At 60.2% G+C, this 25,421-nt stretch carries 23 protein-coding genes; 10 read left to right on the top strand and 13 right to left on the bottom strand.

Features of this window, described 5'->3' with window-relative positions:
• Window positions 1-440: 440 nt before the first annotated feature.
• From secD to ACQY8Q_RS15820, 6 genes are all read right to left on the bottom strand, one after another.
• Window positions 441-2,972: a protein translocase subunit SecD gene (gene secD / locus ACQY8Q_RS15845; protein ID WP_428427450.1), complete on the bottom strand. Its 2,532-nt coding sequence runs from the start codon at window positions 2,970-2,972 to the stop codon at window positions 441-443.
• 106 nt (window positions 2,973-3,078) lie between these two features.
• Window positions 3,079-3,507, bottom strand: coding sequence for a hypothetical protein (locus tag ACQY8Q_RS15840; RefSeq protein WP_428427449.1), 429 nt, complete (start codon window positions 3,505-3,507; stop codon window positions 3,079-3,081).
• A 149-nt stretch (window positions 3,508-3,656) separates the two neighbouring features.
• Complete coding sequence (locus ACQY8Q_RS15835) at window positions 3,657-5,267, bottom strand: 5-guanidino-2-oxopentanoate decarboxylase (RefSeq protein ID WP_428427448.1); 1,611 nt, start codon at window positions 5,265-5,267, stop codon at window positions 3,657-3,659.
• Window positions 5,264-6,454, bottom strand: a complete 1,191-nt coding sequence (locus ACQY8Q_RS15830) for a pyridoxal phosphate-dependent aminotransferase (protein WP_428427447.1) — start codon at window positions 6,452-6,454, stop codon at window positions 5,264-5,266. Before ACQY8Q_RS15830 ends, ACQY8Q_RS15835 begins: the two co-directional genes overlap by 4 nt.
• Window positions 6,455-6,508: 54 nt before the next feature.
• Entirely contained in the window at window positions 6,509-7,144 is a 636-nt protein-coding gene (locus ACQY8Q_RS15825) for a TetR family transcriptional regulator C-terminal domain-containing protein (RefSeq protein WP_428427446.1), read from the bottom strand.
• Window positions 7,141-8,019, bottom strand: coding sequence for a dimethylarginine dimethylaminohydrolase family protein (locus tag ACQY8Q_RS15820; protein WP_428427445.1), 879 nt, complete (start codon window positions 8,017-8,019; stop codon window positions 7,141-7,143). The genes ACQY8Q_RS15825 and ACQY8Q_RS15820 overlap by 4 nt, the downstream gene beginning before the upstream one ends.
• A 210-nt stretch (window positions 8,020-8,229) precedes the next feature.
• Here ACQY8Q_RS15820 and ACQY8Q_RS15815 point away from each other — a divergent pair, with 210 nt between their 5' ends.
• The 10 genes from ACQY8Q_RS15815 (at window position 8,230) to ACQY8Q_RS15770 (ending at window position 19,153) form a co-directional block, all read left to right on the top strand.
• Window positions 8,230-9,003 carry an ABC transporter ATP-binding protein gene (locus tag ACQY8Q_RS15815; RefSeq protein WP_428427444.1) on the top strand — a complete coding sequence of 258 codons (774 nt, stop codon included), beginning with the start codon at window positions 8,230-8,232 and terminating at the stop codon, window positions 9,001-9,003.
• Window positions 9,004-9,038: 35 nt separating this feature from the next.
• Window positions 9,039-9,821 (top strand): transporter substrate-binding domain-containing protein, encoded by a 783-nt coding sequence (locus ACQY8Q_RS15810; RefSeq protein WP_428427443.1) that lies wholly within the window; start codon window positions 9,039-9,041, stop codon window positions 9,819-9,821.
• A gap of 208 nt (window positions 9,822-10,029) precedes the next feature.
• Complete coding sequence (locus ACQY8Q_RS15805) at window positions 10,030-10,758, top strand: ABC transporter permease (RefSeq protein WP_428427442.1); 729 nt, start codon at window positions 10,030-10,032, stop codon at window positions 10,756-10,758.
• Window positions 10,755-11,594, top strand: a complete 840-nt coding sequence (locus ACQY8Q_RS15800) for an ABC transporter permease (RefSeq protein WP_428427441.1) — start codon at window positions 10,755-10,757, stop codon at window positions 11,592-11,594. Before ACQY8Q_RS15805 ends, ACQY8Q_RS15800 begins: the two co-directional genes overlap by 4 nt.
• Window position 11,595: 1 nt before the next feature.
• On the top strand, window positions 11,596-12,765 hold the full coding sequence (locus tag ACQY8Q_RS15795) for a M20 aminoacylase family protein (RefSeq protein WP_428427440.1): 1,170 nt from the start codon (window positions 11,596-11,598) through the stop codon (window positions 12,763-12,765).
• A 542-nt stretch (window positions 12,766-13,307) separates the two neighbouring features.
• Window positions 13,308-14,726, top strand: a complete 1,419-nt coding sequence (locus tag ACQY8Q_RS15790; RefSeq protein WP_428427439.1) for a cytochrome ubiquinol oxidase subunit I — start codon at window positions 13,308-13,310, stop codon at window positions 14,724-14,726.
• Window positions 14,716-15,720, top strand: coding sequence for a cytochrome d ubiquinol oxidase subunit II (gene cydB / locus ACQY8Q_RS15785; RefSeq protein ID WP_428427438.1), 1,005 nt, complete (start codon window positions 14,716-14,718; stop codon window positions 15,718-15,720). Before ACQY8Q_RS15790 ends, cydB begins: the two co-directional genes overlap by 11 nt.
• Before the next feature lie 325 nt (window positions 15,721-16,045).
• A complete protein-coding gene (locus tag ACQY8Q_RS15780) occupies window positions 16,046-17,173 on the top strand; it encodes a hypothetical protein (protein ID WP_428427437.1) in 1,128 nt (375 codons plus the stop codon).
• Window positions 17,170-18,324, top strand: coding sequence for a DegT/DnrJ/EryC1/StrS family aminotransferase (locus ACQY8Q_RS15775; RefSeq protein WP_428427436.1), 1,155 nt, complete (start codon window positions 17,170-17,172; stop codon window positions 18,322-18,324). Before ACQY8Q_RS15780 ends, ACQY8Q_RS15775 begins: the two co-directional genes overlap by 4 nt.
• A gap of 64 nt (window positions 18,325-18,388) precedes the next feature.
• A complete protein-coding gene (locus tag ACQY8Q_RS15770; RefSeq protein ID WP_428427435.1) occupies window positions 18,389-19,153 on the top strand; it encodes a cephalosporin hydroxylase family protein in 765 nt (254 codons plus the stop codon).
• Between the two features lie 117 nt (window positions 19,154-19,270).
• Here the strand turns inward: ACQY8Q_RS15770 and ACQY8Q_RS15765 are convergent, their stop codons facing one another.
• The 7 genes from ACQY8Q_RS15765 to ACQY8Q_RS15735 all read right to left on the bottom strand — a co-directional run bounded on the left by ACQY8Q_RS15765 (window position 19,271) and on the right by ACQY8Q_RS15735 (window position 25,394).
• Window positions 19,271-19,960: a metallophosphoesterase family protein gene (locus ACQY8Q_RS15765; protein ID WP_428427434.1), complete on the bottom strand. Its 690-nt coding sequence runs from the start codon at window positions 19,958-19,960 to the stop codon at window positions 19,271-19,273.
• The gene (locus tag ACQY8Q_RS15760) at window positions 19,957-20,952 is read right to left on the bottom strand and encodes an ATP-grasp domain-containing protein (RefSeq protein ID WP_428427433.1); all 996 of its coding nucleotides are present in this window, start codon (window positions 20,950-20,952) and stop codon (window positions 19,957-19,959) included. Before ACQY8Q_RS15760 ends, ACQY8Q_RS15765 begins: the two co-directional genes overlap by 4 nt.
• Window positions 20,949-21,824 (bottom strand): NAD-dependent epimerase/dehydratase family protein, encoded by an 876-nt coding sequence (locus tag ACQY8Q_RS15755; RefSeq protein ID WP_428427432.1) that lies wholly within the window; start codon window positions 21,822-21,824, stop codon window positions 20,949-20,951. Before ACQY8Q_RS15755 ends, ACQY8Q_RS15760 begins: the two co-directional genes overlap by 4 nt.
• The gene (locus ACQY8Q_RS15750; protein WP_428427431.1) at window positions 21,821-22,546 is read right to left on the bottom strand and encodes a class I SAM-dependent methyltransferase; all 726 of its coding nucleotides are present in this window, start codon (window positions 22,544-22,546) and stop codon (window positions 21,821-21,823) included. Before ACQY8Q_RS15750 ends, ACQY8Q_RS15755 begins: the two co-directional genes overlap by 4 nt.
• Entirely contained in the window at window positions 22,543-23,259 is a 717-nt protein-coding gene (locus tag ACQY8Q_RS15745) for a WbqC family protein (protein ID WP_428427430.1), read from the bottom strand. Before ACQY8Q_RS15745 ends, ACQY8Q_RS15750 begins: the two co-directional genes overlap by 4 nt.
• 120 nt (window positions 23,260-23,379) lie before the next feature.
• The gene (locus tag ACQY8Q_RS15740; protein ID WP_428427429.1) at window positions 23,380-24,537 is read right to left on the bottom strand and encodes a class I SAM-dependent methyltransferase; all 1,158 of its coding nucleotides are present in this window, start codon (window positions 24,535-24,537) and stop codon (window positions 23,380-23,382) included.
• Complete coding sequence (locus ACQY8Q_RS15735; RefSeq protein ID WP_428427428.1) at window positions 24,534-25,394, bottom strand: phytanoyl-CoA dioxygenase family protein; 861 nt, start codon at window positions 25,392-25,394, stop codon at window positions 24,534-24,536. The genes ACQY8Q_RS15740 and ACQY8Q_RS15735 overlap by 4 nt, the downstream gene beginning before the upstream one ends.
• Between the last annotated feature and the right edge of the window lie 27 nt (window positions 25,395-25,421).

Raw genomic sequence — 25,421 nt, 5'->3', positions numbered from 1 at the left:
AAGACGGCGTAGAATTCACATTCGCCAGAAAGTGCGAATGCAAAGGTCTTTCATTGTGCGACAATAGGAATGCGTGCCTCGGAAAGCGGCGATGCGGGCATTGTCAGACATGGCTCTCTCCTTCGGCAAGGCCCGGTGAATGCTCCCCGGGCGCGTTACAGGTCTCCGCTCCGGCTTCTGCCATCAGCGAACAACCACAAGATAGGATAGACCACAAATTTAGTCAATTAAATTTGTCTACCCGCGCAAAATAATACTACTTAGTTCATCATTTCAGTCGAATGCAGCAAGGCTTATTCGCAAAAACAGATACCGTAGAATGAAAAACTACTTTTCGGTAACAAACCGAATCGTCTTCACGGGTATTACGTAGGCGCATCATGAGACGAAAAAAGGGCAGCCGAAGCTGCCCTTTCGATTTTTCTCCATAGGACCCGGTCTCAGCTCTTGGCGAGCTCGGTCCCCGGTGCACGGGTTGCCTCGCGGTCCTTCCACCAGCGGCTGAGGAACAGCAGGATAGGGCCGCCGATATAGATCGACGAGGTCGTTGCGACGATAACGCCGAAGATCATCGGCCAGGCAAAGCTCTTCACCGCATCGCCACCCCAGATCGCCATTGGCACCAACGAAAACGCCGTGGCCATCGAGGTGAAGATGCATCGTGCCAGCACCTGGTTGATCGACATGTCGATCAGGTCGGAGAACGGCATCGACTTGTACTTGCGCAGGTTTTCTCGCATGCGGTCATAGACCACCACCTTGTCGTTCACCGAATAGCCGATCATCGTCAAAAGTGCAGCGATGGCCGTCAGATTGAAGTCGATGCCGGTCAGCGCGAAGAAGCCGATCGTCTTGGTGATGTCGAGAAGCAGCACAGCAATGGCGCCGACGGCAAAGTGCCATTCGAACCGCCACCAGATGTAGAACAGGATCGCCAGCATCGCGAGAACGACGGCCAGGAAGCCGGACCGGGCCAGTTCAGCCGAGATCGTCGGGCCGACGACTTCGGTCCGTTCGAAGCTCACATCCGGAATGACCTGGACCACGCCTTCCTTGATCTTGTTCAAGGCAACGGTCTGCTCCTGTTCGCTACCCGGCTGACGCTGGACGCGAATCAGCACCGACTGGTTCTGACCGAACTCCTGTAGCGCCACTTCGCCGAGGCTCAGCCCTTCCAGTTCCTCGCGCAGCTTGGGCAGGTCGAGCACGGATTTCGAGGTCGCCTCCACCTGGATACCGCCGGCAAAATCGATGCCGTAGTTGAGGCCCGGATGGAAGAACAGAACCACCGAGCTGACCGACAGGAAGGCCGACATGCCGATGGCGATGAAGCGGCCCTTCATGAAGGAGATCTTCGGAATATGCGGCACGCCGCCGAACAGCGACGGGATCTCCAGCTTCTTCATCTTGCGGCGGACGACAACCTCACGCATCGCCAGGCGGACGATGGTGATCGAGGTGAACATCGAGATGACGATACCGAGCATCATGGTGATCGCGAAACCGCGGACCGGACCGGTGCCGAACATGAACAACAGGATGGTGCCGGACAGGGTGGTGACGTTACTGTCGATGATGGTCGCATAGGCCTTGCTGAAGCCGATATCGAGCGCCTTCATCGCCCCTGCCCCGCCTTCGGTTTCCTCCCGGATACGGGCGTTGATCAGAATATTGGCATCCACTGCCATACCGATACCGAGAATGATACCGGCGATACCGGGCAGCGTCAGTGTCGAGCCAAGCATGCCGAGCACACCGATGGTGAGGATGGTGTGCAGAAGAAGGCCGAGATTGGCGATCATGCCCCAGGCGCCGTAGAGCACGACCATGAGCACGACGACGAGGGCAAAGCCGGCAAGACCGGTATAGATGCCCATGCGGATGGAGTCGGAACCGAGATTCGGGCCGACGGAGCGCTCTTCGATGATGGTCAGCGGTGCCGGCAGGGCGCCGGAGCGCAGCAGTGCGGAAAGAACGGTTGCTTCCTGAGCGGTGAAGTTGCCGCTGATCTGGCCTTGCCCGCCGGGGATCGGTTCGTTAATGCGCGGCGCCGTCAGAACCTTGCCGTCCAGAACGATGGCGAAAGGCAGGCCGACATTGTCGCGGGTGATTTCAGCGAACTGACGGGCACCCTGGCTATCGAAGGTAAAGGAAACGATCGGTTCGTTGGTCTGCTGGTTGAAGCCGGCCTTGGCGTCGGCGAGACGTTCGCCGGAAATCGCCACACGGCTTTCGACGGCGTATTTAGCACCGTCATTTGTGCCCGGCAGGATATCAACGCCGCGTGGCGGCGTGGTCGTGTTCGGATCAACCGAGGTATCGACCATGTGGAAGCTCATCTGCGCGGTCGAGCCAAGCAGCTGACGCAGGCGCGTCGGGTCCTGCAGGCCTGGCAGCTGGACCAGAATACGGTCGGAACCGACGCGCTGGATCAGCGGTTCGGCAACGCCGACCTGGTCGACGCGGCGGCGGATGATTTCAAGGCTCTGATCGACGGCAGCCGTCATGCGCTCGCTGAGACCAGCCTCCGTGAGCTTGACGGTGATGGTGTCATCTGCGGTGGAGACTTCGATATCGGACGTTGCAGCGCCGAAACCGAGGGTGCCGGCAGGGACCGCCAGTTCCTGGATCTTCGGCATGACCTTGTCGCGATCGGCCTGATCGGGGATCTTGACGGCGATGGAATCGCCAGCGATGCGCGCCGAGGATGTCGGGATCCGCTCCGCGCGAAGCGCGCCGCGGATATCGTCGAGAAGCGTGTTGAGGCGCGCCTGGCGCAGGCCGGCTGCATCGACCTCCAGAACCAGGTGGGAACCACCCTTCAGGTCAAGGCCGAGCGTGACCGGCTTGACTGGCAGGTAGGAAGCATATTGCTGCTGGACGGATGCCGGCAGTATGTTGGGCAGCGCCGCGAGTATCCCAAAAAGGGTAATCGCGACATAGGCCAGAACGGCCCATTTCGAAGTGCGCATGTTGAGGTTCCATTATAGCCCGCGCCCATCCGGCAGAGCCTGGGACGGCGGGTGTGATGCGTCAAGGAAAGTTGCGCCGAGGCGCAAAAGGCTGCCAAAGGCAGTCTCAGGCGTCAAACGCCGGGGGTCCGCGAGCGCGGGTCGTGTAACCCTTCACTCCCGTTATCGCAGCATGCAAAGAGCCGATGGATGGCATGCTGCCGTAAGAAATTGACGCGACGAGAACGGGAACCGGCAGCAAGAATGGCCCCGGCCCGCCCGGAGAAGACTTGCCGTCGTTGCGATCAGCCAGGAAACGCAGATCGGCAACCGGAAAAGCGCGAACCACATGACGCGCCAGTGTCGTGTCGGAGGTGCCGCCTTCCGGGGCAGCGACGTTTCCGGCGCTTGCCTCCGTCAGAAACCGCGACGAAAACCCTTGCGCCGAGGCGACGAACTGCATGGCAAGTGCCGCCGCCAGAATCCATAGCACGGCAAAAAGCTTGCCTGCCTGGTTCCGGTCGATGCTGTTGCCGTTCATGCCCATCGAGGACATTGTCCTTCCCGTTGGCGCGCTGTTTTCACAGCAAATCGCCGAACTGCACGCCGATTCAGCGTGCAAGCGGGCCTAAAAACCATCGCCCGCCGCCAAAGTCAAATCTTACCATCACACGGCGCCGTTGAACATCCTCGAGACCGTAGCGCTTATGCCGTGACGCCAGCCGTCCGCGTCTGATGGATCTCGATCAGCGAAGGACCGCCGCGTTTGCGCGCGTCTGCCAGTGCTGCCGCCAGCTCCCCCACCTTTGACAACCGCACAGCCGGTACGCCATAGGCGCCGGCAGCGAGCAGGAAATCCGGGGCAGACGGTTTTACGCCCTCCGGGGTAATCCCGGACTCGACCATGAAGCTCTCGATTTCCTGGTAACCGTCATTGTTCCAGACGACGAAGATGACATTGGCGTTGATGTCGGCGGCCGACCCCAGTTCGGCCAGCGAAAACTGGATGCCGCCATCGCCAACAAGGCAGATGACCGGCTTGTCCGGATCGGCGACAGCCGCACCGACAGCCGCCGGTGGCGCATAGCCTAGCGCACCGAAACCGGTCGCTGAGTTGAACCAGCTCTTTGCCCGTGGCGCATCGCAATAGAGGTTGCCGGCATAGACGGCCTGGGTGCTGTCCCCGACGATGACGCAATCGGGCAGCGCCTGATAGATCGCATCGATCACGGCGATTTCGGCCCGCATCTTTGCCGTCAGCTCGGCCATGGCCGACTTGCGCGTTGCTGCCGCACGCTCTGCGCCCCGTGCCGCCGGTTTTGCGGTGAGGAAGACGAGAATGCCGGATATCGCCGCCTTGGCACCCGACAGAATGGACAGAGCCGCATGCGGTCCACGCGCCAGCTGGGCTGCGTCGATATCGGTGCGAATGAGGTTTCCAAGGATCGGAAACCCGCCATCGGCATACATGTCATAGTCGGTCTGGCCCATTTCCGTGCCGAGCGCGATGACCAGATCGGCATCGGAAATCAGCGAACGCACGGCCTTGAGACTGGGACTTGCGGGAACCCTGAGCGGATGACCGGCGAGCATGCCGCGCGCATTGACGGTCATGACAACCGGCGCGCCGATACGTTCGGCCAGCTCCTGGATTTCTGCTTCCGCAGTGATCGCGCCGCCGCCGCAGATGATCACCGGGCGCTGTGCGTCACCGCAGAGGATGGCGGCCTTCTGCAATGTCTCGGCATCGGCCCTTGGCCGCGTTGCCGTGGCCTTCCGGAGCGGGGGTGCCGCGATGCGGGCCGTCATCACATCCGTCGGGATCTCGATATGCACCGGCCCCGGCCTGCCGGACGTGAGGATGGCAAAGGCGCGCTCGACCACGGGTCCGAGGTCGGCCGGGTTGAGTAGCGTCTGCGAATAGAGCGCCAGCGTCTTGATCATGCCGTGCTGGTCCGGCAACTCGTGCAGCAGACCACGGCCGTGACCCAGCGAATCGCGCCGGTTGACGCCGGAGATCACCAGCATCGGGATCGAATCCTGCCGGGCCTGCGCCATCGCCGTGATCGTATTGGTGAGCCCCGGCCCGGTGATGACCAGCGCCACACCCGGCTTGCCGCTGACGCGGGCATAACCGTCGGCCATGAAGCCTGCACCCTGTTCGTGGCGCGGCGTCACGTGGCGGATCTTTGAGGCAGCAAGGCCACGGTAAAGTTCGACCGTATGCACGCCGGGAATGCCGAACACGACCTCGACGCCATTGGCTTCGAGCAGGTCGACCAAGACTTCACCGACGGTTTTCAAGGCTTCACTCATGCCCGGCGCTCCTTCGGCGTCAGAAGCCGGATCGCCAGCTTGGTGATGCGGGCGCAGGCTTCCTGAATGACCGTGTCCGGTACCGTCAGGCTGACGCGCACGAAGGAGGTCGCTTCATTGCCGAACGAAGCGCCCGGCATCACCGCAACATGCTCCTGCTCCAACAGCATCCAGGCAAAGGCTTCGCCCGTCAGGCCAGTACCGCGCACGTCGATCAGCGTGAACATGCCGGCTTCCGGCGGCAGCGGCACAATGCCCGGCACATTCGACAGTCCCTCGACGATCAGGTCGGCGCGGGTCTTGTAGGCTGCGCGCATGGCGGCTGACGTGCCGATATCATGGGTCAGTGCATAGGCCGTCATATCGGCAATGAAAGGCTGGACGCCGAACAGCATGGTCTCAGACACCGGCAACAGGCGGCTGGCGAATTCGGCAGGACCGACAGCCCAGCCGCTGCGGAAGCCGGGGGCGGCGTGCGACTTGGAGATCGACGAGACAACGATCGTGCGTTCGGCCAGTTCCGGATCGTCAAAGGGCGAGGCAAAGGGGCCGTTGAAGATCAGTTCCTCATAGACCTCGTCGCAGACAATCCAGAGATCGTGCTTGCGGCAGATGTCGCCGATGGCCTTGATCTCGTCTGCCGTCAGCACGGCACCGGTCGGGTTGTGCGGCGTGTTGAGCAGCAGCACCCGGCATTTCGGCGTAATCGCCTTCTCGAGATCAGCGGCCTGCATGTGAAACCCGTGTTCCGGCTTCAACGGCACGGTAACGCGATGCGCACCGGTCGACTGGATGACCCCATCATAGGTGGCATAGAGCGGATCGCCGACCAAAACGCCGTCACCGGCCTCGACCAGCCCCAGCATGACGGAGAACAGCGCCGTCTGGGTTCCGGGGAAACAAAGGACGTTCTCGGCTGTCACATCCGGGCGGCGCTTGGCGTAGCGGGCGGTCAGCGCGTTGACCACCGAAGGCTCGCCACGGCCATTGGAATAGCGGTAGCGCCCGGCATTCATCGCCCGTTGCGCCTCGGCAATCAGCGAGGGATCGGCCGGCATGTCCGGTTCACCGATGGTCAGTTGGATGACCTCCGTTCCGCTTGCCTGCATCTGCCGCGCGCGGATGTGCAGCGCCCATTTTTCCGATCCGAGATCGGCCAGACGGTCGGTGATCGATGAATAGCGCATAGGGGTCTCCTACCCTCAGTCAGAATATTGCGGCATCCTTGCCGCGCTCAGCTGCTATGAAGCGGCCACGTGTTCGTCCCTGCCGAACGGCAATCCCAACAGGGCCTCGCTCGCCGACACTGCGATTGCCACAAGCTCGGCTTCTTCGAAAAGCTCGCCCGCAAGGCAAGCCTCCAGCCACAGCCCGTCTATCATGCCATTGATGGCAATCGCATGGCGGCGGCAATCCGCTTCTCCTGAAGGCCTGCCTTGCGCCTTCAGAAAGTCGCCGATCAAGCCCTGCAAATCATTGCGGAAACCGAGATAACCTTCGCGGTGGATCGCCGCAAGCTCCGGATCGAGCCGGACCTGGCTGATGAACGACGCCCAGAGCGACAGGCTGCGGTCATTGGCGACCGGTGCCGTCAGGTTGAGCGTGATGAACCGCCTCAGCCGGGTCCCCGGATCGCCGGAAACATCGGATGCCTTGGCGGCGAAGGTGGCGAGAACCGAGCGATAGGCCTCCTCCACCATCTGGTCCTTGGACGCGAAGTAATGCCGCACGAGGCCGGCGGTGACGCCGGCCCGGATGGCAATCTGGCGGACGGTCGCACCGCGCAGGCCAAGCTCGGCAATCGTGTCGAGGGTCGCCTCGATCAGCTCCTGCCGCCGCTCCCCCTCCGGCGCGCGGTGGAACGTCCGGCGGTTCATGTGGCTCGCCGCAGGACCGGCCGGGTCAGGCAGGTCGGGCCGCCTTCGCAGGCGATGCACAGCGCGTCGGCCTCGAAGGTCTCGACCTTGCAGCCCGCCGCTTCCATCGCCGCCTTGGTCTTGGGGAAACCCGCAACCATGATGACTTCGTTCGGCCGGACCGGCAGAACATTGAGGCTGAGGCCGTTGCTGGCGTGGAACTCGTCGGCCGGCGCCTCGATCAGGGTAATGCCCCACTCCTTCAGCAGCTGGTAGAAGGACGCCGGCAACAGCGGCGCGAAGACAAGCGCCAGATCGCGCGACAGCGGGCTCATCACCGACATCAGATGCAGGCAGGCCTCCTCGCCATGCCAGAGCGGCAAGTCATAACCCAGTACCGTGATGCCGTGCGGATCAAGCATCTCTGTGAGCTGGGAGATACCGTCTTCATTGGTGCGGACGCCGCGGCCGACGACCAGCGTTTCGGCGTCGAGCCAGATACAATCTCCGCCCTCAACGGTGCCCGGCGCAACGATGCGACCAAGGATCGGGATACCGGCTGCCTTGTAGGCGGCTTCATGCAGCGCCGTTTCCTTTTCGCGCAGCGGCTTGCCCATGCGCAGAAGGATGGCACCGTGGTCGGACATCAGCGACGGATCATGGGTGAACATGGCGTCGGCAAGCCCGTCGCCCTTGTCTTCCAGCCAGAGGATTTCGGCACCGGACTTTTCCACCAGGCGCGCAAATTCCTTATACTGATGCACTGCCTTTTCACCATCGAAGGTTGGCCCATAGTGCCATTTCGCAGGATCGGCGGTGGCAAGGCTGGCGCCCGGCCGGCGCATCAGCACGCGTGTCAGATTGGCCGACATCTCTTGCGAACCATAAGCCGTCATCATCTACTCCTGTTGGAAAATTGTTCATTTGGCGGGGCTGCCAAAAAAAGCAGCGTCGAAATTATTATACGGTTGAATAATTTCTACACAAGTGCCACGATGCGTTTCATGGAACAGCGTGACAGGCAAAAATGCCGCACGACAGACAAACAGGGGAACTGTTTTCATGCGTTCAGATTTGGCGACCTGTCTCGACAGGACTGACTTTTCATGACGAAACCAGCCCAGGCGATTGCGGTCACAAACCTCCACAAACGTTTCGGGCCGCTTGAAGTGCTCAAGGGCGTTTCACTGACCGCGAATGAAGGCGATGTGATCGCCATCATCGGCGGCAGCGGTTCGGGAAAATCGACCTTCCTGCGTTGTATCAACATGCTGGAACTGCCGACCTCCGGTTCGGTCACGGTGCATGGCGAAACCATCGCCATGAAAAAAGACGGTCACGGCGGCCTGATGCCTTCGGACCGCAAACAGGTGCAGCGCCTGCGCACCCAGCTCGGCATGGTGTTCCAGAGCTTCAATCTCTGGCAGCACATGACCATTCTCCAGAACGTCATCGAAGTTCCGATCCATGTTCTCGGCAAATCCAAGGACGAGGCCACCGTCATCGGCGAGGCGCTTTTGCGCCGCGTCGGCCTGTTCGAGAAACGCGACGCCTATCCGGCCTTCCTGTCCGGCGGCCAGCAGCAGCGCGCAGCGATTGCACGGGCCTTGGCGATCCAGCCTTTGGTCATGCTGTTCGATGAGCCGACCTCGGCGCTCGATCCGCAGCTGGTCGGCGAAGTGCTGACCGTCATCGCCGATCTTGCCAAAGAAAAACGCACGATGATCCTCGTCACCCACGAGATGAAATTTGCCCGCAACGTCGCCAATCACATTGTCTTCCTGGCCGAGGGCGTCATCGACGAACAGGGAACGCCGGACGAGATCTTTGGCAATCCGAAGTCTGAACGCCTGAAGAAATTCATCAGCTCCATCCACTAAAATTAAAAACCACGAAAACCAAAAAAGGGAACAGCATGAAAAAGACGCTCAAAACCATCGCCTTCTCGCTTGCTCTGGGCATTGTTGCCGCCGGTGCCGTTGCGGCCGAGCCCCTCAAGGTCGGCTTCGCGGCCGAGCCCTATCCGCCCTTCACTTCGCCGGACGCCTCGGGCAACTGGGAAGGCTGGGAAGTGGAGTTCGAGAAAGCTATCTGTGCTGAAGCCAAGCTTGAGTGCGTGATCACGCCGGTCGCCTGGGACGGTATCATTCCGGCACTGACCTCCAAGAAGATCGACATGATCATCGGATCGATGTCGATCACCGAGGAACGCCTGAAAACCATCGATTTTTCCGACAAATATTACAACACCCCGACCGGCGTTATCGGTCCGAAGAGCGAAACCTTCGAAGCCACCCCGGAAGGCCTGAAGGGCAAGACGATCGGCGTTCAGGTGTCGACCATCCATCAGGTCTATGCCAACAAGTATTTCGGTGAAAACGGCGCGACCGTGAAGGAATACCAGACGCAGGACGAGGCCAACAACGACCTCGCCGCCGGCCGTCTCGACGCGGTGCAGGCCGACAGCATCGCACTCGGCGCGTTCCTGAAGAGCGACCAGGGCAAGGAATGCTGCGACCTGAAGGGCATGGTCAAGGATGACCCGGCCATCCTCGGCGCCGGCGTCGGCATCGGCATCCGCAAGGGTGAGGACGAGCTGAAGGGCAAGCTGAACGCCGCCATCAAGGCCATCCGCGCCAACGGCACCTACGACACGTTCTCGAAGAAATATTTCGACTTCGACGTCTACGGCCAGTGATGATCTAACCGCCTGCGGAGGGCTCGCCCCCTCTGTCGGCGACGCCGACATCTCCCCCACAAGGGGGGAGATTGACCCCAACTATTGCGCCTCCCTGACATTGCAGCCGGTGCGTGAAAAGAATGATCTCCCCCCTGAGGGGGAGATGTCACGCAGTGACAGAGGGGGGTGATGCCGCAGACGCAGAGCCCCCCGGTAAAGAGGACCCATGGCCGATCCTGTATCCTTCATAAACTGGAGCCTTCTGGCACTTGAGCCGCCCGGCTGGGGTGGCGTGCTGTTGCGCGGCCTTTTGAATTCAATCCAGATCGCCATCGGCGGCTATGCCTTCGGCCTGCTGCTCGGCATCGGCGGCGCATGCGGCAAGCTCTATGGCGGCCCGATCACCCGCGACCTGATGGAATGCTACACGACCATCGTGCGCGCCGTACCGGAACTGGTTCTGATCCTGCTTCTCTATTACGCGGGCACCGACGCACTCAATTACGTCCTCGGCCTTGTGGGCATCGGCCAGGTCGATATCAGCGGGCTGGTTGCCGGTATCTTCGTCATCGGCGTCGTGCAGGGCGCCTATACGACCGAGGTGCTGCGCGGCGCGATCAAGGCCGTACCGGCGGGCCAGATCGAGGCGGCGCGCGCCTATGGCATGTCTCCCTACAAGGTGATGACGCGGGTGACCCTGCCTGCCATGCTGCCCTACGCCATTCCCGGCCTTTCCAATCTCTGGCTGATTGCCACCAAGGACACAGCCCTTCTCGCCGTCGTCGGCTTCTCCGAACTGACGCTGGTCACCCGCCAGGCGGCCGGATCCACCAAGGCCTATCTGCTGTTCTTCTGTGCCGCAGGCGTTCTCTATCTGATGCTGACGCTTGTTTCGGATGTCATCATCAGGATCATCGAACGCCGGGCCCGGCGTGGCTTTGTGGAGCAGTCATGAGCGAGACGCCCACCACCGACATTACCACCCATGCTATGGCGATCACACCGGAAGACCTGCCGACGGCTGCGAGCTTCTTCAAGCCGCACCGCATCGTTCTGTTGGCGATAGCCGCCGGGCTCGTCTTCTGCATCGTCTGGTTCATGCGCTGGGACTGGATACCGCAATATCTGCCGCGGCTCGGCTACGGCATCATGATCACGCTGGCGATGCTGTTCAGCACGTCGATCCTCGGCTTTCTTCTGGCTGTTCCGCTTGGCCTCGTCCAAGTGACAGGCCCCTGGCCGCTGAAGGCGCTGGCGAAAGGCTTCTGCACGGTTGTTCGCGGTACGCCGCTGCTGCTGCAGCTCTGGCTTCTCTATTACGGACTTGGCTCGCTGTTTCCGCAGTTTCCGGCCATCCGCCAGTCGTTCCTCTGGCCGTATCTGCGCGAATCCTGGCCCTATGGTGTTGCCGCGCTGACCATCTCCTTTGCCGCCTATGAAGGCGAGGTCATGCGCGGCGCCTTTGCCGGCGTTCCAGCCGGCGAGATCGAGGCGGCGCGTGCCTATGGCATGAGCCGCTGGACGCTGTTTCGCCGCATCTGGCTGCCGCGCGCCATTCACCGCGCATTGCCGACGCTCAACGGCGAAACCGTGCTGCAATTGAAGGCAACGCCGCTGGTTGCCACCATCACCGTCATCGATGTCTATGCCGTTATCTCCAAGGTCCGGCAGGATACCTACATCACCTACGAGCCGCTTTTGCTGCTCGCGCTGATCTATATGTGCCTGACAGGAATTCTTGTCTTCGTCTTCCGCTATCTTGAAAATCGCATACCAACCCGTGGTGCCTGATATGACTTTGAACGTGAACCTGACCAACTCCATGCCGGAACTGGTGGCCATCCGCCACGACTTGCACGCCCATCCGGAACTGGGGCTCGAGGAGGTCCGCACCTCCAATTTCGTCGCCACTTGCCTGGAAGGCCTCGGTTATACCGTGACACGCGGCCTCGCCAAGACCGGCCTCGTCGCCACGCTGAAGAACGGCACCAGCAATCGTTCGATCGGCATCCGCGCCGATATGGACGCGCTGCCCATCTTCGAGGAAACCGGCCTCGACTACGCCTCCAAGACCCCCGGCCTGATGCATGCCTGCGGCCATGACGGCCATACGACCATGCTGCTGGGCGCTGCCCGCGCCATCGCCGAACGCAAGAATTTCGACGGCACCGTGCATCTGATCTTTCAGCCAGCCGAAGAAAATTTCGGCGGTGCCAAGATCATGATCGACGAAGGTCTATTCGACAAATTCCCCTGTGATGCCGTGTTTGCGCTCCACAATGAACCCGGCCTGCCCTTCGGCCAGTTCGCACTGCGCGAAGGCCCGATCATGGCGGCCGTTGACGAAGCGAAGATCACCGTTCACGGCCTTGGCGGCCATGGTGCCGAACCACAGGAAACCGCTGACCCGATCGTCTGCGGCGCGTCCATCGTCATGGCGCTGCAATCGATCGTATCGCGCAACATCCATCCGATGGACCCGACCGTCATCACCGTCGGCTCGTTCCACAGCGGCTCGGCCAGCAACATCATTCCGGAACGCGCCGAAATCGTCGTCGGCATCCGCTCGTTCGATCCAAAAGTGCGTGACGAACTGGAACGCCGCATCCGGCTGATCGCCGAAAACCAGGCGGCAAGTTATGGCATGCGGGCGACGGTCGATTATCACCGCAGCTATGACGCGACGATCAACCACAAGGCTGAAACGGATTTCGTCCGCGACCTCGCCGTGCGCTTTGCCGGCGCCGACAAGGTCGTCGATCTCGAACGCGCCTTCATGGGCAGCGAGGACTTCGCCTATATGATCAAGGATCGGCCGGGCACCTATTTCTTCCTCGGCTCCAGCGTCACGGGAAATGAGAAATCGCTGCATCATCCGGGCTATAATTTCAACGACGACCTGCTACCGATCGGTGCCGCGTTCTGGACAGAGCTAGCGGAAGCCTATCTCTCCCGGCCGTAACGGCTTCCAAAACGAAAAGGCCGCAGGAAGGGACATTCCTGCGGCAAATCGGGACAGTGTAGGCACGTCTATCGCAAGATGCGATCAGTCGAATGTTCGGGCCTGCACGCGCGGCAAAGCCTTGACCGGCGGTGCAGCCCATCTAGATCGGAGTCTGGCAAAGGTGCGGTTGTCATCATGCAACGCGGACCGCTCGACAGGTTTCTATCTTCGATAAAAGCAACCATATGTGGTTGGGTTTTCGGGCCGCTTAAGCCGATTGCTAAAATTTTATCGATGTCTCTTTTAAAGACAGTCCCGCCCAAATATCTCTTGTATCGGAAGAGCTTTTTTGAGCCTCTCCGGATCGGATGCAACTTTGCCGCAGGCGGGCGATTGTCGCAGTGTGACACTATGGTTGCAACGATGTCATTGACCTTTACCCCCAATAGCGCAGATTATGGCGCACGGGTTCAGGCACCGAACACACCGCGAAGGCAGGGGACCCGCCGGAGCGGGATCGGACACAACGACGGCTGCCAAACCTTTGAAAGGATTGTGCCGTGTTCGAGAGTTTTGACGCGACGTTGCTCGCTCGCATCCAGTTTGCCTTCACCGTATCGTTTCACATCATTTTTCCAGCCTTCTCCATCGGTCTTGCGAGTTTTCTCGCCGTGCTCGAGGCGCTGTGGTTGTGGAAAAAGGATCAGGTCTACATGGACCTGTTCAACTTCTGGAAGACGATCTTTGCCGTTGCCTTCGGCATGGGCGTCGTCTCGGGCATCGTCATGTCCTACCAGTTCGGCACCAACTGGAGTGTTTTTTCCGACAAGGCCGGACCGGTCATCGGGCCGTTGATGGGCTATGAAGTGCTGACCGCCTTCTTCCTTGAAGCCGGTTTCCTCGGCGTCATGCTCTTCGGCCTGCAACGCGTTGGCCCAAAGCTGCATTTCCTCGCTACCTTCATGGTCGCCTTCGGCACGCTGATCTCGGCCACCTGGATCCTCGCGGTCAATTCCTGGATGCAGACACCGGCCGGTTTCGGCATCAACGAAGTCGGGCAGTTCATTCCGCTCGACTGGTGGAAAGTGGTCTTCAATCCATCCTTCCCTTACCGCCTCGTCCATATGGTGCTGGCCGCGTATCTCACCACCGCCTTCGTGGTCGGTGCCGTCGGCGCGTGGCACCTCCTGAAGAACACCGCTCCACGGCGTTCGCGCACCATGTTCTCGATGGCGATGTGGATGGCGACGATCGTCGCGCCACTGCAGATCCTGGCTGGCGACTTCCATGGCCTCAACACGCTGGAACACCAGCCGGTCAAGGTCATGGCGATGGAAGGTCATTTCGACAGCCATCCCAACGGTGCGCCGCTGATCCTGTTCGGCATTCCGAACACGGCGGAAAAGCGCATCGACTACGCGGTCGAAATCCCGAAATTATCCAGCCTGATCCTCAAGCATGATCTGAACGCGCCGCTTGCCGGCCTTGACACTATCCCGGACAATCTCGAGCCGCCCGTCGCTGTGGTCTTCTGGTCCTTCCGCGTCATGGTCGCCATCGGCTTCGCCATGCTGGGCATCGGCCTGTGGAGCCTGTGGTGTCGGTTCAGGGGCACGCTCGATAGCAGCGACTGGCTGCATCGAGCCGCCGTCCTGATGGGGCCTGCCGGTTTCGTCGCCGTGCTCGCCGGCTGGATCACCACCGAGGTCGGCCGCCAGCCCTATACGATCTACGGCCAGCTGCTAACGGCCGATTCGATTTCGCCGATCGCAGCACCTGCCGTCGCTGCCTCGCTGATCGCCTTCATCATCGTCTACTTCTTCGTCTTCGGCTCCGGCACCTTCTACATCCTGCGGCTGATGAAACGCCTGCCGCGCGATCCGACGCCCGATCTCGACGACGGACCGATCAGAACCTCGGGCATCATGCCGGGTCCGGCGACCGGACACACCCATGGGAGCGCACATCATGGCCATTGACCTTCCCTTCATCTGGGCCGCCATCATTGCCTTTGCGGTGCTCGCCTATGTCATCCTCGACGGTTTCGATCTCGGCATCGGCATCCTCTTCCCGTTCTTTCCGGAAAAGCGCGATCGCGACGTGATGATGAATTCCGTCGCCCCGGTCTGGGACGGCAACGAGACCTGGCTGGTGCTCGGCGGCGGCGGGCTGCTCGCAGTCTTTCCACTGGCCTACTCGGTCATTCTGTCGGCCCTCTACGCGCCGATCATCGCCATGGTGCTTGGCCTGGTCTTCCGTGGCGTCGCGTTTGAATATCGCTGGCGCACCAAGCGTGGCGAGTTCTTGTGGAACTGGGCTTTCGCCGGCGGGTCGATGGTTGCGGCATTCGCACAAGGGGTGGCGCTCGGCGCCCTCGTCCAGGGTATCCCTGTGGCCAACCGCGCCTATGCCGGTGCCTGGTGGGATTGGCTGACGCCGTTTTCCATCGCCACCGGCTTTGCCATCGTGATCGGTTACGCCCTTCTCGGCTCGACCTGGCTGGTAATGAAAACCACTGGCGACCTTGCCGAAAAAGCCCGCAAGATCGCGTTGCGCACCTGCTTTGCCACCATCGCCGCCATGGGCATCGTCAGTCTGTGGACGCCGTTCCTTGAGCCCATCTATCTGGAACGCTGGTTCAAATGGCCGACCGCAATCTTCAGCGTCGTCGTACCTGTTCTGGTGCTCGGCTGCTTCGCGCTACTGCTCATGGGTATTCGCAGCAAGCGTGATGTCCAGCCGTTTCTGGCGGCACTCGGCCTGTTCGTCCTCGGCTTTGCCGGCATCGGCGTCAGCTTCTATCCCTATATGGTGCCGCCGTCGGTGACCATCTGGGATGCCGCAGCGCCGGATTCGAGCCTGGCCTTCCTGTTGTGGGGGGCAGCCTTCCTCGTGCCGATCATCCTGATCTACACCGGTTACGCCTACTGGGTGTTCCGCGGCAAGATGGACCCCGAGGAGGGCTATCACTGATGCCAGACGAAAACAGCGTTTCCAAAAAGCTCCTGTGGTTCGTCGGCCTGTGGTTTCTCGGCGTGCTGACCGTCACCGTCATCGGCTTTGCGATCAAACTCTCGCTCGGCGCCTAAGTGCCGGGCAACCGTCTCTCCGTGCAAAGCCTCGCTCCAGTTTCCCGCGCTACGTTGGAAGCACACGTTAGCAGGCAATGGCTTCCGCTCAGAGACAGGACCGCACCCTCCTCCGCGCAGAAGGTACTTGCCTGCTGATGTGACCATTTTCCGGATTGGCCACGCGCAGTGACGGTTCGGCAAGGACCGCTGACGTCACGAGGCAAGCCATGACCAAACTCTCGATCTGCATTCCCGTGGAAACTGCAGCGCAGGACGCCCTGCCGCTGGTGACGTTGCTCCTGGAAAACCAAAGCGCAGACTTCGAGATTGTCATCGCAAAACCTGCGAATGTTGCACTCCCCGGCACCCTACACGAGCTTGCTGCCGGCGGCGCAAATATCGTGATTGCCGAGGCAACAGCAGGGACCACCCGCCAGCATCTGTGGCGCCAGGCGGCTCTTGCTGCCAAGGGCGAATGGGTGACGCTGGTCAATCCTGCAGACATGATCGAAAGCGATCTCGCAATGATGGTCGGCTTTCTCGAAACAACGTCGCCCGAGGTCGATGCCCTGGCATGGAACGCCTTCCAGATCGACCGTCATGCCGAACCCGGCAACGCAAGCTCGGTCGCCATCCCGGCCAGTTACCATATCGAAAAACTCGACAAGACGGTGATGCTGAAGGCGTTCTTCTATTGGGAAAACAGCCTGAACAGCCCGAAAATGCCGTTCGGCCTCTACCACGCCGCTATCCGCCGGTCGCTTCTGGATGCACTGTTGCAACTGCCAGAGCCGCAGGAGTGGTCGACGCCGGTACCGCAATATGAGTGGGCGGCCAAGGTTCTTTTGTTCGCCAATGAACTGGCCTTCTGCGCCCGGCCGATGTCGGCCATCAACGTTGCCCCGTTTATCGCCGAACACCCCCTTCATCCCTGGAATTTCCCGTTCCATTCGGGCATCGGCATCGCCGGGGCGGTGGCAGAAGTTCAGTTTCATGTGTTGCGCGACCTCGGCACACCCTGGTCCGGCGGCAACGAGGCCTTCGTGCGCGCGCTGATGATCGACTGCATGATGGAAACCGGCCGCGAAGCCTACAAGAACAAGGGCAACGCCTATTTCGCCGCGCTGAAGGAATTCGAAGGCGGCCACCTAGCCCCCTTCTTCCGGCCGGAATTCCACGAGGTGCGGCAAAAGGATCAGCGGCGCGGCCTGCATGACGGGGCGCTGCTGATCGATCGTTTCGTCGCCGGCGCGCGCGACGCCAGGGAATTCTATACGACGGTCAAGCTGATGCTGGCGCCGGTCGGGTTGATCTGCGGTGGCGCTCTTTACGGCAAGGACACCAAGGCCGCATGAACCAGACCGCCTCGAGAATCTCCTATACCAGGCCCTCGATTACCGAGCTGGAAGTCGCCTATGCCGCCGACGCTGCCGCCAACGGCTGGGGCGACCGCTGCTACGACTACATCGTCCGGTTCGAGGACGGTTTCCGCCGTCATCTCGGCGTCACCCATGCGATTGCCACGTCCAGTTGCACTGGCGCCATGCATATGGGGCTTGCAGCGCTTGGCATCGGTCATGGCGACGAAGTGATCCTTGCCGACACCAACTGGATCGCCACGGCTGCCCCTGTCTTCCATCTCGGTGCCACGCCGGTTTTCGTCGATATCCTCCCCGACAGCTGGTGCATCGATCCGGTCGAGGTCGAGCGCCATATTACGCCGAAGACCAAAGCGATCATTGCCACCCATATCTACGGCAATCTTTGCGACATGGACCGGCTGCTGGACATCGGGCGCCGCCACGGCATCCCGGTGATCGAGGATGCGGCCGAGGCGATCGGTTCCGAATGGCACGGCCGGCGCGCCGGATCTATGGGCACGTTCGGCACCTTTTCCTTTCACGGCACCAAGACGCTGACGACAGGCGAAGGCGGCATGTTCGTTACCAGCGACGATGCACTGTTCGAAAAGGTGCTGACGCTCAGCAATCACGGCCGCGCCCGCAACCAGAAAAAGCAGTTCTGGCCGGACGATGTCGGCTTCAAGTACAAGATGTCAAACATTCAGGCCGCCCTCGGCTGTGCCCAGCTTGAGCGTATCGAGAGCCTGATCACCCGCAAGCGCGAGATCCTCTCAAGCTATGCCGAAAGGCTGAAAGTCTATCAGAGCATCAGCCTCAACCCCGAGAACACCGGTACCGTCAACGGCGCCTGGATGCCGACTGCGGTGTTCGACCGCGACATCGGTATCACCCGTGAGATGCTGCAGCAGGCATTCAGCGCCGCCAATATAGACGCGCGCGTTTTCTTCCACCCGTTGACCAGCCTGCCAATGTTCCCGGAACGGCGCGACAACCGGCATGCCTGGGATATCCCCGAACGCGCCATCAACCTGCCGAGCTATCATGACATGACCGAGGACGAGATCGGACGCGTGACCGATGTCATCGTCGGCCTGATCGACAGCCGGGCAGCCGGCGAACCACTTCTGGCAAAATCCGCTTGAAAAACCGGCCATCAGTCCATGTAGCCTCCAATAGCCGTCCTGAATGACAAAGGCACACCATCCCATGACAACCAAAGACGATCGCCAGGAATTTGAAGCGCACCGGCAGGAAATGTGCCTGGCACTTGGCAAGGATACAGAGGTCTTCAAGCAGTCGATCGACACGATGCTGGCGCTCGACACCTATGACTACTCCTACCTCTGGAGCTGGATGGGCGTTCCGATCATCCAACTGCCGGCCGACATCATGGCGACACAGGAAATCGTCTGGAATACGAAGCCCGACATCATCATCGAAACCGGCGTCGCGCGCGGCGGCTCGATGATTTTCATGGCGTCGCTCTTGGCAATGACCGGCAACGACAAGGGCAAGGTCATCGGCGTCGATATCGACATCCGCGCCCATAACCGCGACGCGATCGAAACGCATCCGATGGCGAGCCGCATCGCCCTTATCGAAGGCGGCTCCGTCGATGACAGCACCTTGCAGGCCGTTCGCGATCTCATTCCGGAAGGTGCAAGGGTCATGGTCGTTCTCGACAGCGACCATTCCTACGGTCATGTACTGGCCGAATGCCGTGCCTATGGTTCTCTGGTGACACCCGGCTGCTATCTTGTGGTGGCAGATACGGCTGCGGGTCATCTGACAGAAGATCAAGCACCGAAGAAACGCTCGAAATCCTGGTTCAAGGGCAACGATCCGTTGACTGCGGTCAATGACTATCTGAAGGAAAACGATCGCTTCCAGGTCGATCCAGTCATCAACGGCAAGCTTGTGCTTGCTTCCTCTCCGGGCGGATACTGTGTCCGTCTGCCAGACACGGCCTGACGCGCAGTCTATTTCCCTTTCAAAGGCCCGTATCTTGCCGAGGCGAGATACGGGCCTTTGTATTTCTGTGCCCTGTTTGCGAATGAAACCCCGCGAGCAGGCCGACATATCCTGCAGTTAGACCGCCAGCGTGATCTTGTCGATCCGGCCCCCGATCTGCGCGCCGATATAGAGATTTTCGTAGCACTTCGCCGGAAACCCGGCTTCCTTCATGTGAAATGCGGTCTCGTCGATGTCGTACTCGACCCGGCGCAGCTCGACATGCCCATCCTCGAATGTCGCAAATGCGGCGCGCGGATCGCCATCGCGCGGCTGGCCGACGGCACCAGGGTTGCAGAAGGTCTTGCCGTTCACGTCGAGCAGCACCTGCACATGGGTATGCCCGGCAAAAAACGTCTCGGCCTCTGCGGGAATATCCGTCTCTGCAATCGCATAGAGGTACTGATCGACCGGATCCTGCCAGCCGCCATGGATGAAATAGGCCGAACCCTCGATAATGCAGGACCGCGACTGCGCCAGCCAGACGACCTGCTCCGGCGAGATGATGCCCCGCTGGTACTCGGTAATATCCGACACCAGCTTCGAGCGCGGGCAGCCCTCGCCGCTGACGATGTAGTGATCGTGATTGCCGAGGATATTGACGACGCCTCGGGCGCGTAGCAGATCGACGCATTCACCCGGTTGGGCATAATAGCCGACGACGTCGCCGAGCGAGATGATCGTTTCGCAGCGGAGCGCATCGATCTCTTCCAGCACCGCCTTCAATGCCGGCAGGTTACCGTGAACGTCCGAAATGATTGCGATCATGTCACCACAAGGTCTTCGTAATAGCGCCAGCCGCGCCCGGGGCGGATTTCGGGTGCTGGCGGTCTCTTGCCGTGCAGATAATACGCGACCGACATGGCGGCCTCGTTATAGCCGAAGGCGGCGCGCAGCGACGTGCTGCTGGAGAAACGCGGGTTGATCTCCAACAGATAAGGCGTCTCGCTGTCCATGCGGAACTGGTAATTCGTCGGCCCTACCGGCTTGAAGATCGCCGCAAGCCGGGTCACTGCTTCAGCCAAAACAGGGTGATCGACAACCTCGGCATATTGCGTATTACCGGCGACCGAGAGCTTTCGCCGGAAGATGATCGGTGGCAGCGCCGTGCCGTCGCCGAAGCCGAAGGAGCCGACGGTGAATTCCTGCTCGTCGCTGCCGATGAACTTCTGGATCAGGAATTCATCCCTGCTCTTGCGGCTCCAATAGTTGAAATCGTCCTCGTCGCGCAACACGGCGATGCCGCGCGAACCATTGCCTTGGCGGGGCTTCAAGAGCAGCGGCAGGCCGAGTTCCTGAACACATTCCGTCCAGCCTGCTCCGAGAAGCGCCGGAATGGCAGGCAGTCCAAGCCGCTCCAGTTCGATGCCGAAATCCCATTTGTCCTGCGCCAGCTCGATGACTGTAGGATCGTTGAGCACAATACGCGCATTGAGGTCGGCGAAAGCTATCCGGTTCCGGCTGAAGAACAGGACGTCGAGTTCGAGCCCCGGCAGCACGAGATCGACGGCCTCGGCGACCAGCAGGCTTTTCCAGAAGCCGAGATAGGCGTCCGAACTCTCGTCAACTACCGGCTTGGCAAAAAACGCATCGCACCAGTAGGGGCCGATGCCGTTCGGATCGCGGTCCACACCGATGACCCGCACCGAAAGCCCCGACAAACGCAGCGAGCGGATAATCCCCTGCCCGATCAGCGCACCGACCGCTGTGACCACGACAGTGATAACCGGAGATGAATTGTCTGGCTTCTCTGCCGTCATGTGATGTCCATCGGCCCGAAGGCCTTGACTGTACCGGCATCCCTGATCATATTGATACCTTGGCGCATGCCGATCGCAGGCCCTAAACCTAGCCGCTCAAAGGTTTCGGCAGCGTGGGGGAAATGAATAGGCCGGAAGGGTGGCTTTTCCGGTGCGATGACGACCTTGCCTCCTTCGCCGAAAACCTCGTAAGCGATGTGCGCTATCTCTTCGAACGTCAGCGATTCCGGATGCACGACATTGAGAATTCCCGTCGTGCCGCAGATTGCTGCCTGGATCATCATCTCTGCAGCATCCCGAACATGCAGGAAGTTGCGAACGCCATCGGATCGCGGCATGCGCATATCCTTCCCATCCGATGCATAGGCAATGACGCGTCCGAACCAAGGCTGATGCCCGCAGCAACAGCCGGCGGTATCGTACAGTTGCGCAAACCGAAGACTGGAGAAAAGCTTGTTCTTCCTCTCCAAAGCCCAGCTCATGACCTGCTCGGCAAGCCCCTTGGTGAGACCATAGGATGTGAAATTGCCGCGTCCTAGCGTCGGATCGGAAAATATTGATCCGGCGTAGATCAATGTCTTGGCATCCAGTTGCTGCACCAAATCCGCGACCGGTAGGGCACTTGCCGCATTCATTGAAAAATTCTGGCGAACCCCGTCATCGTCATCGCCGAAAAAGCTCGCTGCGCAGTGAAAAACCACATCGGCACGAAAGCCATTTTGTATGATCGCCCGCTCGCTGCGAAGATCGAAATAGATATCATCATCCGTCGATCGCCCGATCATTATCGTGGCAACGCCTCGTGCATTCAGCCGTTCAATCAACTGGCTACCAAGCATGGAGCGTGCCCCGATAATGGCAGCAGTCTTCATTGCACGGTGGCTTCCATCAGCAGGGCAACGCAAAGGTCGGGAAAATCGATGCCCACACGCAGCATCGCCTCAAGGTTCTCCTGAAAGTCCGGCAATGTCTTGAGAACGGCCAGCGGCAGCGGCTTGAGGTAAATCCCCTCTTCGAGGCTGACCGCATAGCCGTGGCTCTGCATCTCCTGCTTCAGCGTATCGCGGCAATATTGGCGCTTGTGCCCGAGAGCGTGATCGTTGGCATTGAGGCTGTAGATATCATCGATCTTGCCAAGTTCGACACCAAGCCGCCGGTTCATCGACTTGGCGTTGGGAACCGCGACGAAGATACGCCCGCCTGGCTTCAGAAACCGCTTGAAGCGGTCAAGCAGCACGCCCGGATTATCGACATGCTCCAAAATGAACCCCATGACGATGACATCGAAGCGCTCTTCCGTGTCAAAATTCTCGAAATAGGAGAACACGACTTCACCCGCGAAATCCGGGCTTCTTTCCTTGAACAGATCAATGACCAGCTGCGAGCCCTCAATGATCACATGGCGATCGCAGGCCGCGTTGAAAAGACCCGGCGTATAGCCATGGCCGATGCCGAGCTCCAGAATGGAACTGACCGAACCGAACCGCCGGATAATCCGCTCCGGATACCAGTTGAGGATAAGATCATTCTCAATCGCAGTCGCGGCATTCGGCAGATACTCGGATGAGACTGCATCGAGATTTTCTGTCGTCATTGCGTGAATTCCTTCCAACCGATCGTTCCCGAATGAATCAACCCGGCGCCCTCCGCACCGCAATTGGCGATCAGATCCAATGCGGTCACATAAGGGGTGAAGTCGCCGTGCAATTGTGGATAGGGCGTGCGCTCGTAACGCATATATTCGACGGAGATACCTTTCTCCTCGAACAGCCCATGGTTCAGATAGTTTCGGGCGCCGTGCCCGGTGATATAAGCTGTCCCTTGCAGATGCTCGACAATGTCGCAGACGCGCTCGCTGCTTGCGCCGGGAACCGGCAGTGCTTGCGACGAGAGGAACTGCGGCCGGTCCAGGCCGAAATAGGCGGCGAGCTCCAGCATGGACTGGCGAGATATGTCGGCGACCGACGATGCAGCCTGCGCGAAAACACTATCGACTAAGCCGAGCATATCGTCGCGAAATGGCGCTTTCAGATAAGCCTGACGCAGGATTTCGCGATGTTTGCTCCGCCAATCCGTCCGGTCGTCAAGCATCACTTCGTCAATCCGCTGGCCGAGATGATAGTCGCGCAAGGGCAGCGTCATCCAGCTGACGCCATTGACGCCCTTGACTTGGACACGGTTGCTGAAACTGCCCTTTGAATACTGCACGTCGTCATAGTGAACGAAGACATCCGCCAAGCGGATCTGCTCCAGCAGACCCACCCAGGGAAAGTACATAGACTGTGAAATAACGATATTCCGGCTCATGATCCGTTCAAGCTGGCCCGACTTTTACCGGAGGCCGCCACCATGGCAGCATCTCCAGACAATTTGACAGCGCGACCGTATCGCCAAAGCCTTTCGCGAGGCTGGTTGCCGGCCATCCGTTCAGCCGTCGATCCAGACGAGATCAAGGCCCGGCCGGTGGAGGGCTGCCTGGCCGGCAATGGCGGCGCGGGCCTTCAGCGGATTGAGGCCGACAAAGACGACATCGACGTCGTCATCGAGTTTCGATGGTGACAAAACCGGCCGGTTGAAATGCACGGAGCCTTGCAGCTTTGGATTCTGGTCAAGGAAGACGCGGAAATCGACATCCGCTTCGATCCGGCTGCAGATCCAGCTGCCGTAGAAACCGGAGCCATAGACCGCCGCGCGCTTGCCAGAAAACTGCTTGGCCGCGTCATCCAGGCGAATAGTCGCCTGCTTCCAGAAGGCGCAAATTTCCCTGGCTTTTTTTGCGGCATGGGCGGCTTCCTGGCGGTCGGGAGCACTTGTCACCGGCTGTTCGCAGCAGACCGCCACGATGAAGAATGCACCCGGAAACGCAGTACTATCCACCGTTTCCAGCATGAAACCGGACAGTGCCAGCGCCCGTTTGATCGACGCGATGCTAAAATGATTGAGATGGTCGGCAACCGTCATATCGCCGGGATTGGCGGCCACGTCCGGCATGGACAGGAGAAGTCGGCCGCCGGGAGCAAGCAGCCCGCGCAACGTCTTCAGGAAGGAAACGGGCTCGGCCACATGCTCGATGACGAAATGGCTGATGATCGCCTGGAACTGGCCAGCCCATGCATCCGGCACGCGATAGCTCGCTTGGTTCTCGGGTTTCACCCAGCTATTCCATGCCGGCACGTAGTCGCGGCTGACATCGAAGACGTGCGGATGTAGATCATCACGCGCCATGCACATCTTGCGCAACGTGTCCGCCTTGCCGGCACCATAGTCGAGGATGGAGGTGCCCTGCGGTAAGTCCAGAAGACGCAGGCCGATCGCGGCCTGATGGTCGGTCCTGAAGATCGGCGTTCCGTCCGCAGCCACGGCGAAGACCTGGTCGTGATCGTCCGATTCCAGGGAAATCCGGTAGGTCGTATCGTAAAAGCTCTCGATATCCGGCAGATCGGCGCATTGTGCGTGACCGCACTCGTCGCAGACATAGACCAGTGTCGGGATATCGATGAAGGCCATCATCGACGTCAGGGCAGGCGCAGAGGCCTCATAGGAGGGCTCGGAAATGTGCGATCCGCAGACCCGGCATGCGGTCATACCGCCCTCTCCCCATCCGTCACCAGTTCCGGCAGAACCTTCGCGAAATCGACGCCGGCGGCAAACGATCCGCACCAGCCGATGCGGGTACCGAGTGGATCGGCGAAATTGAAATAGCGGAACTGGATGCTCCAGCGCGGCATGGCCGATACGTTATGTCCACCCTGATGCATGGTCAGGAAGTCCATCAGGATCAGGTCACCCGGCTGGGTCAACGGTGCAACCTTCTCGTATTTCGCCAGACGTTTCTCGGCACCGTCCATGTAAAGCGCGTAGGCGCCGCTTTTGCCGAGACCAGCGTCGTCGCGGTAGACCGGGATCAGGCCTTCGGCATGGGAGCCTTCAGCAATCTGGACCGGCCCCATATCCTGTGTCACCGGCAGAAGTGGTGTCCAGAACACGATGCCATCGAGACTACGAAGCTGGCCCGGGAATTCCTGATGCCACTGCGCGCGGAATTTTTCCTCGCCCGGATTGTCGATACGGATGCCATAACCTCCAGCCGCAATGCCCGGAATGGAGCCCGGATGCAGATGCTGGAACACCGTCTGATTTACGGTCTTGGTGACGAGCTGCATGAAGGCAGGGATTTGCTTGACCGCATCATAGACCTCGCCGCCCCAGGCGCGGTTTTTGGCGATCAGGGCCGGATAGGCCTTGGTCATCGCATTCCAGGACGTGTCCGTCGGCGCATCGACATCGTATTTGCCGCAGAGCAGCTCCAGGATGACGCGGATACCTTCCTGGATCGGCGCCACATCGCGCTGCGCATCATAGAACTGCGGCAGCATCGTATAGCCCTTGGTGGCGAAATCTTCCTTGGCCGAGGCGGGAATGATGACTTCATTCTGAATCATGCTTTGCATCCTTTTCTGGGTCACGAA

It is taken from the genome of Pararhizobium sp. (assembly GCF_965279435.1).
Taxonomy (GTDB): domain Bacteria; phylum Pseudomonadota; class Alphaproteobacteria; order Rhizobiales; family Rhizobiaceae; genus Pararhizobium.
Note: the sequence above shows the minus strand (reverse complement) of the source record. Positions and strands in the feature narration are given on the sequence as shown.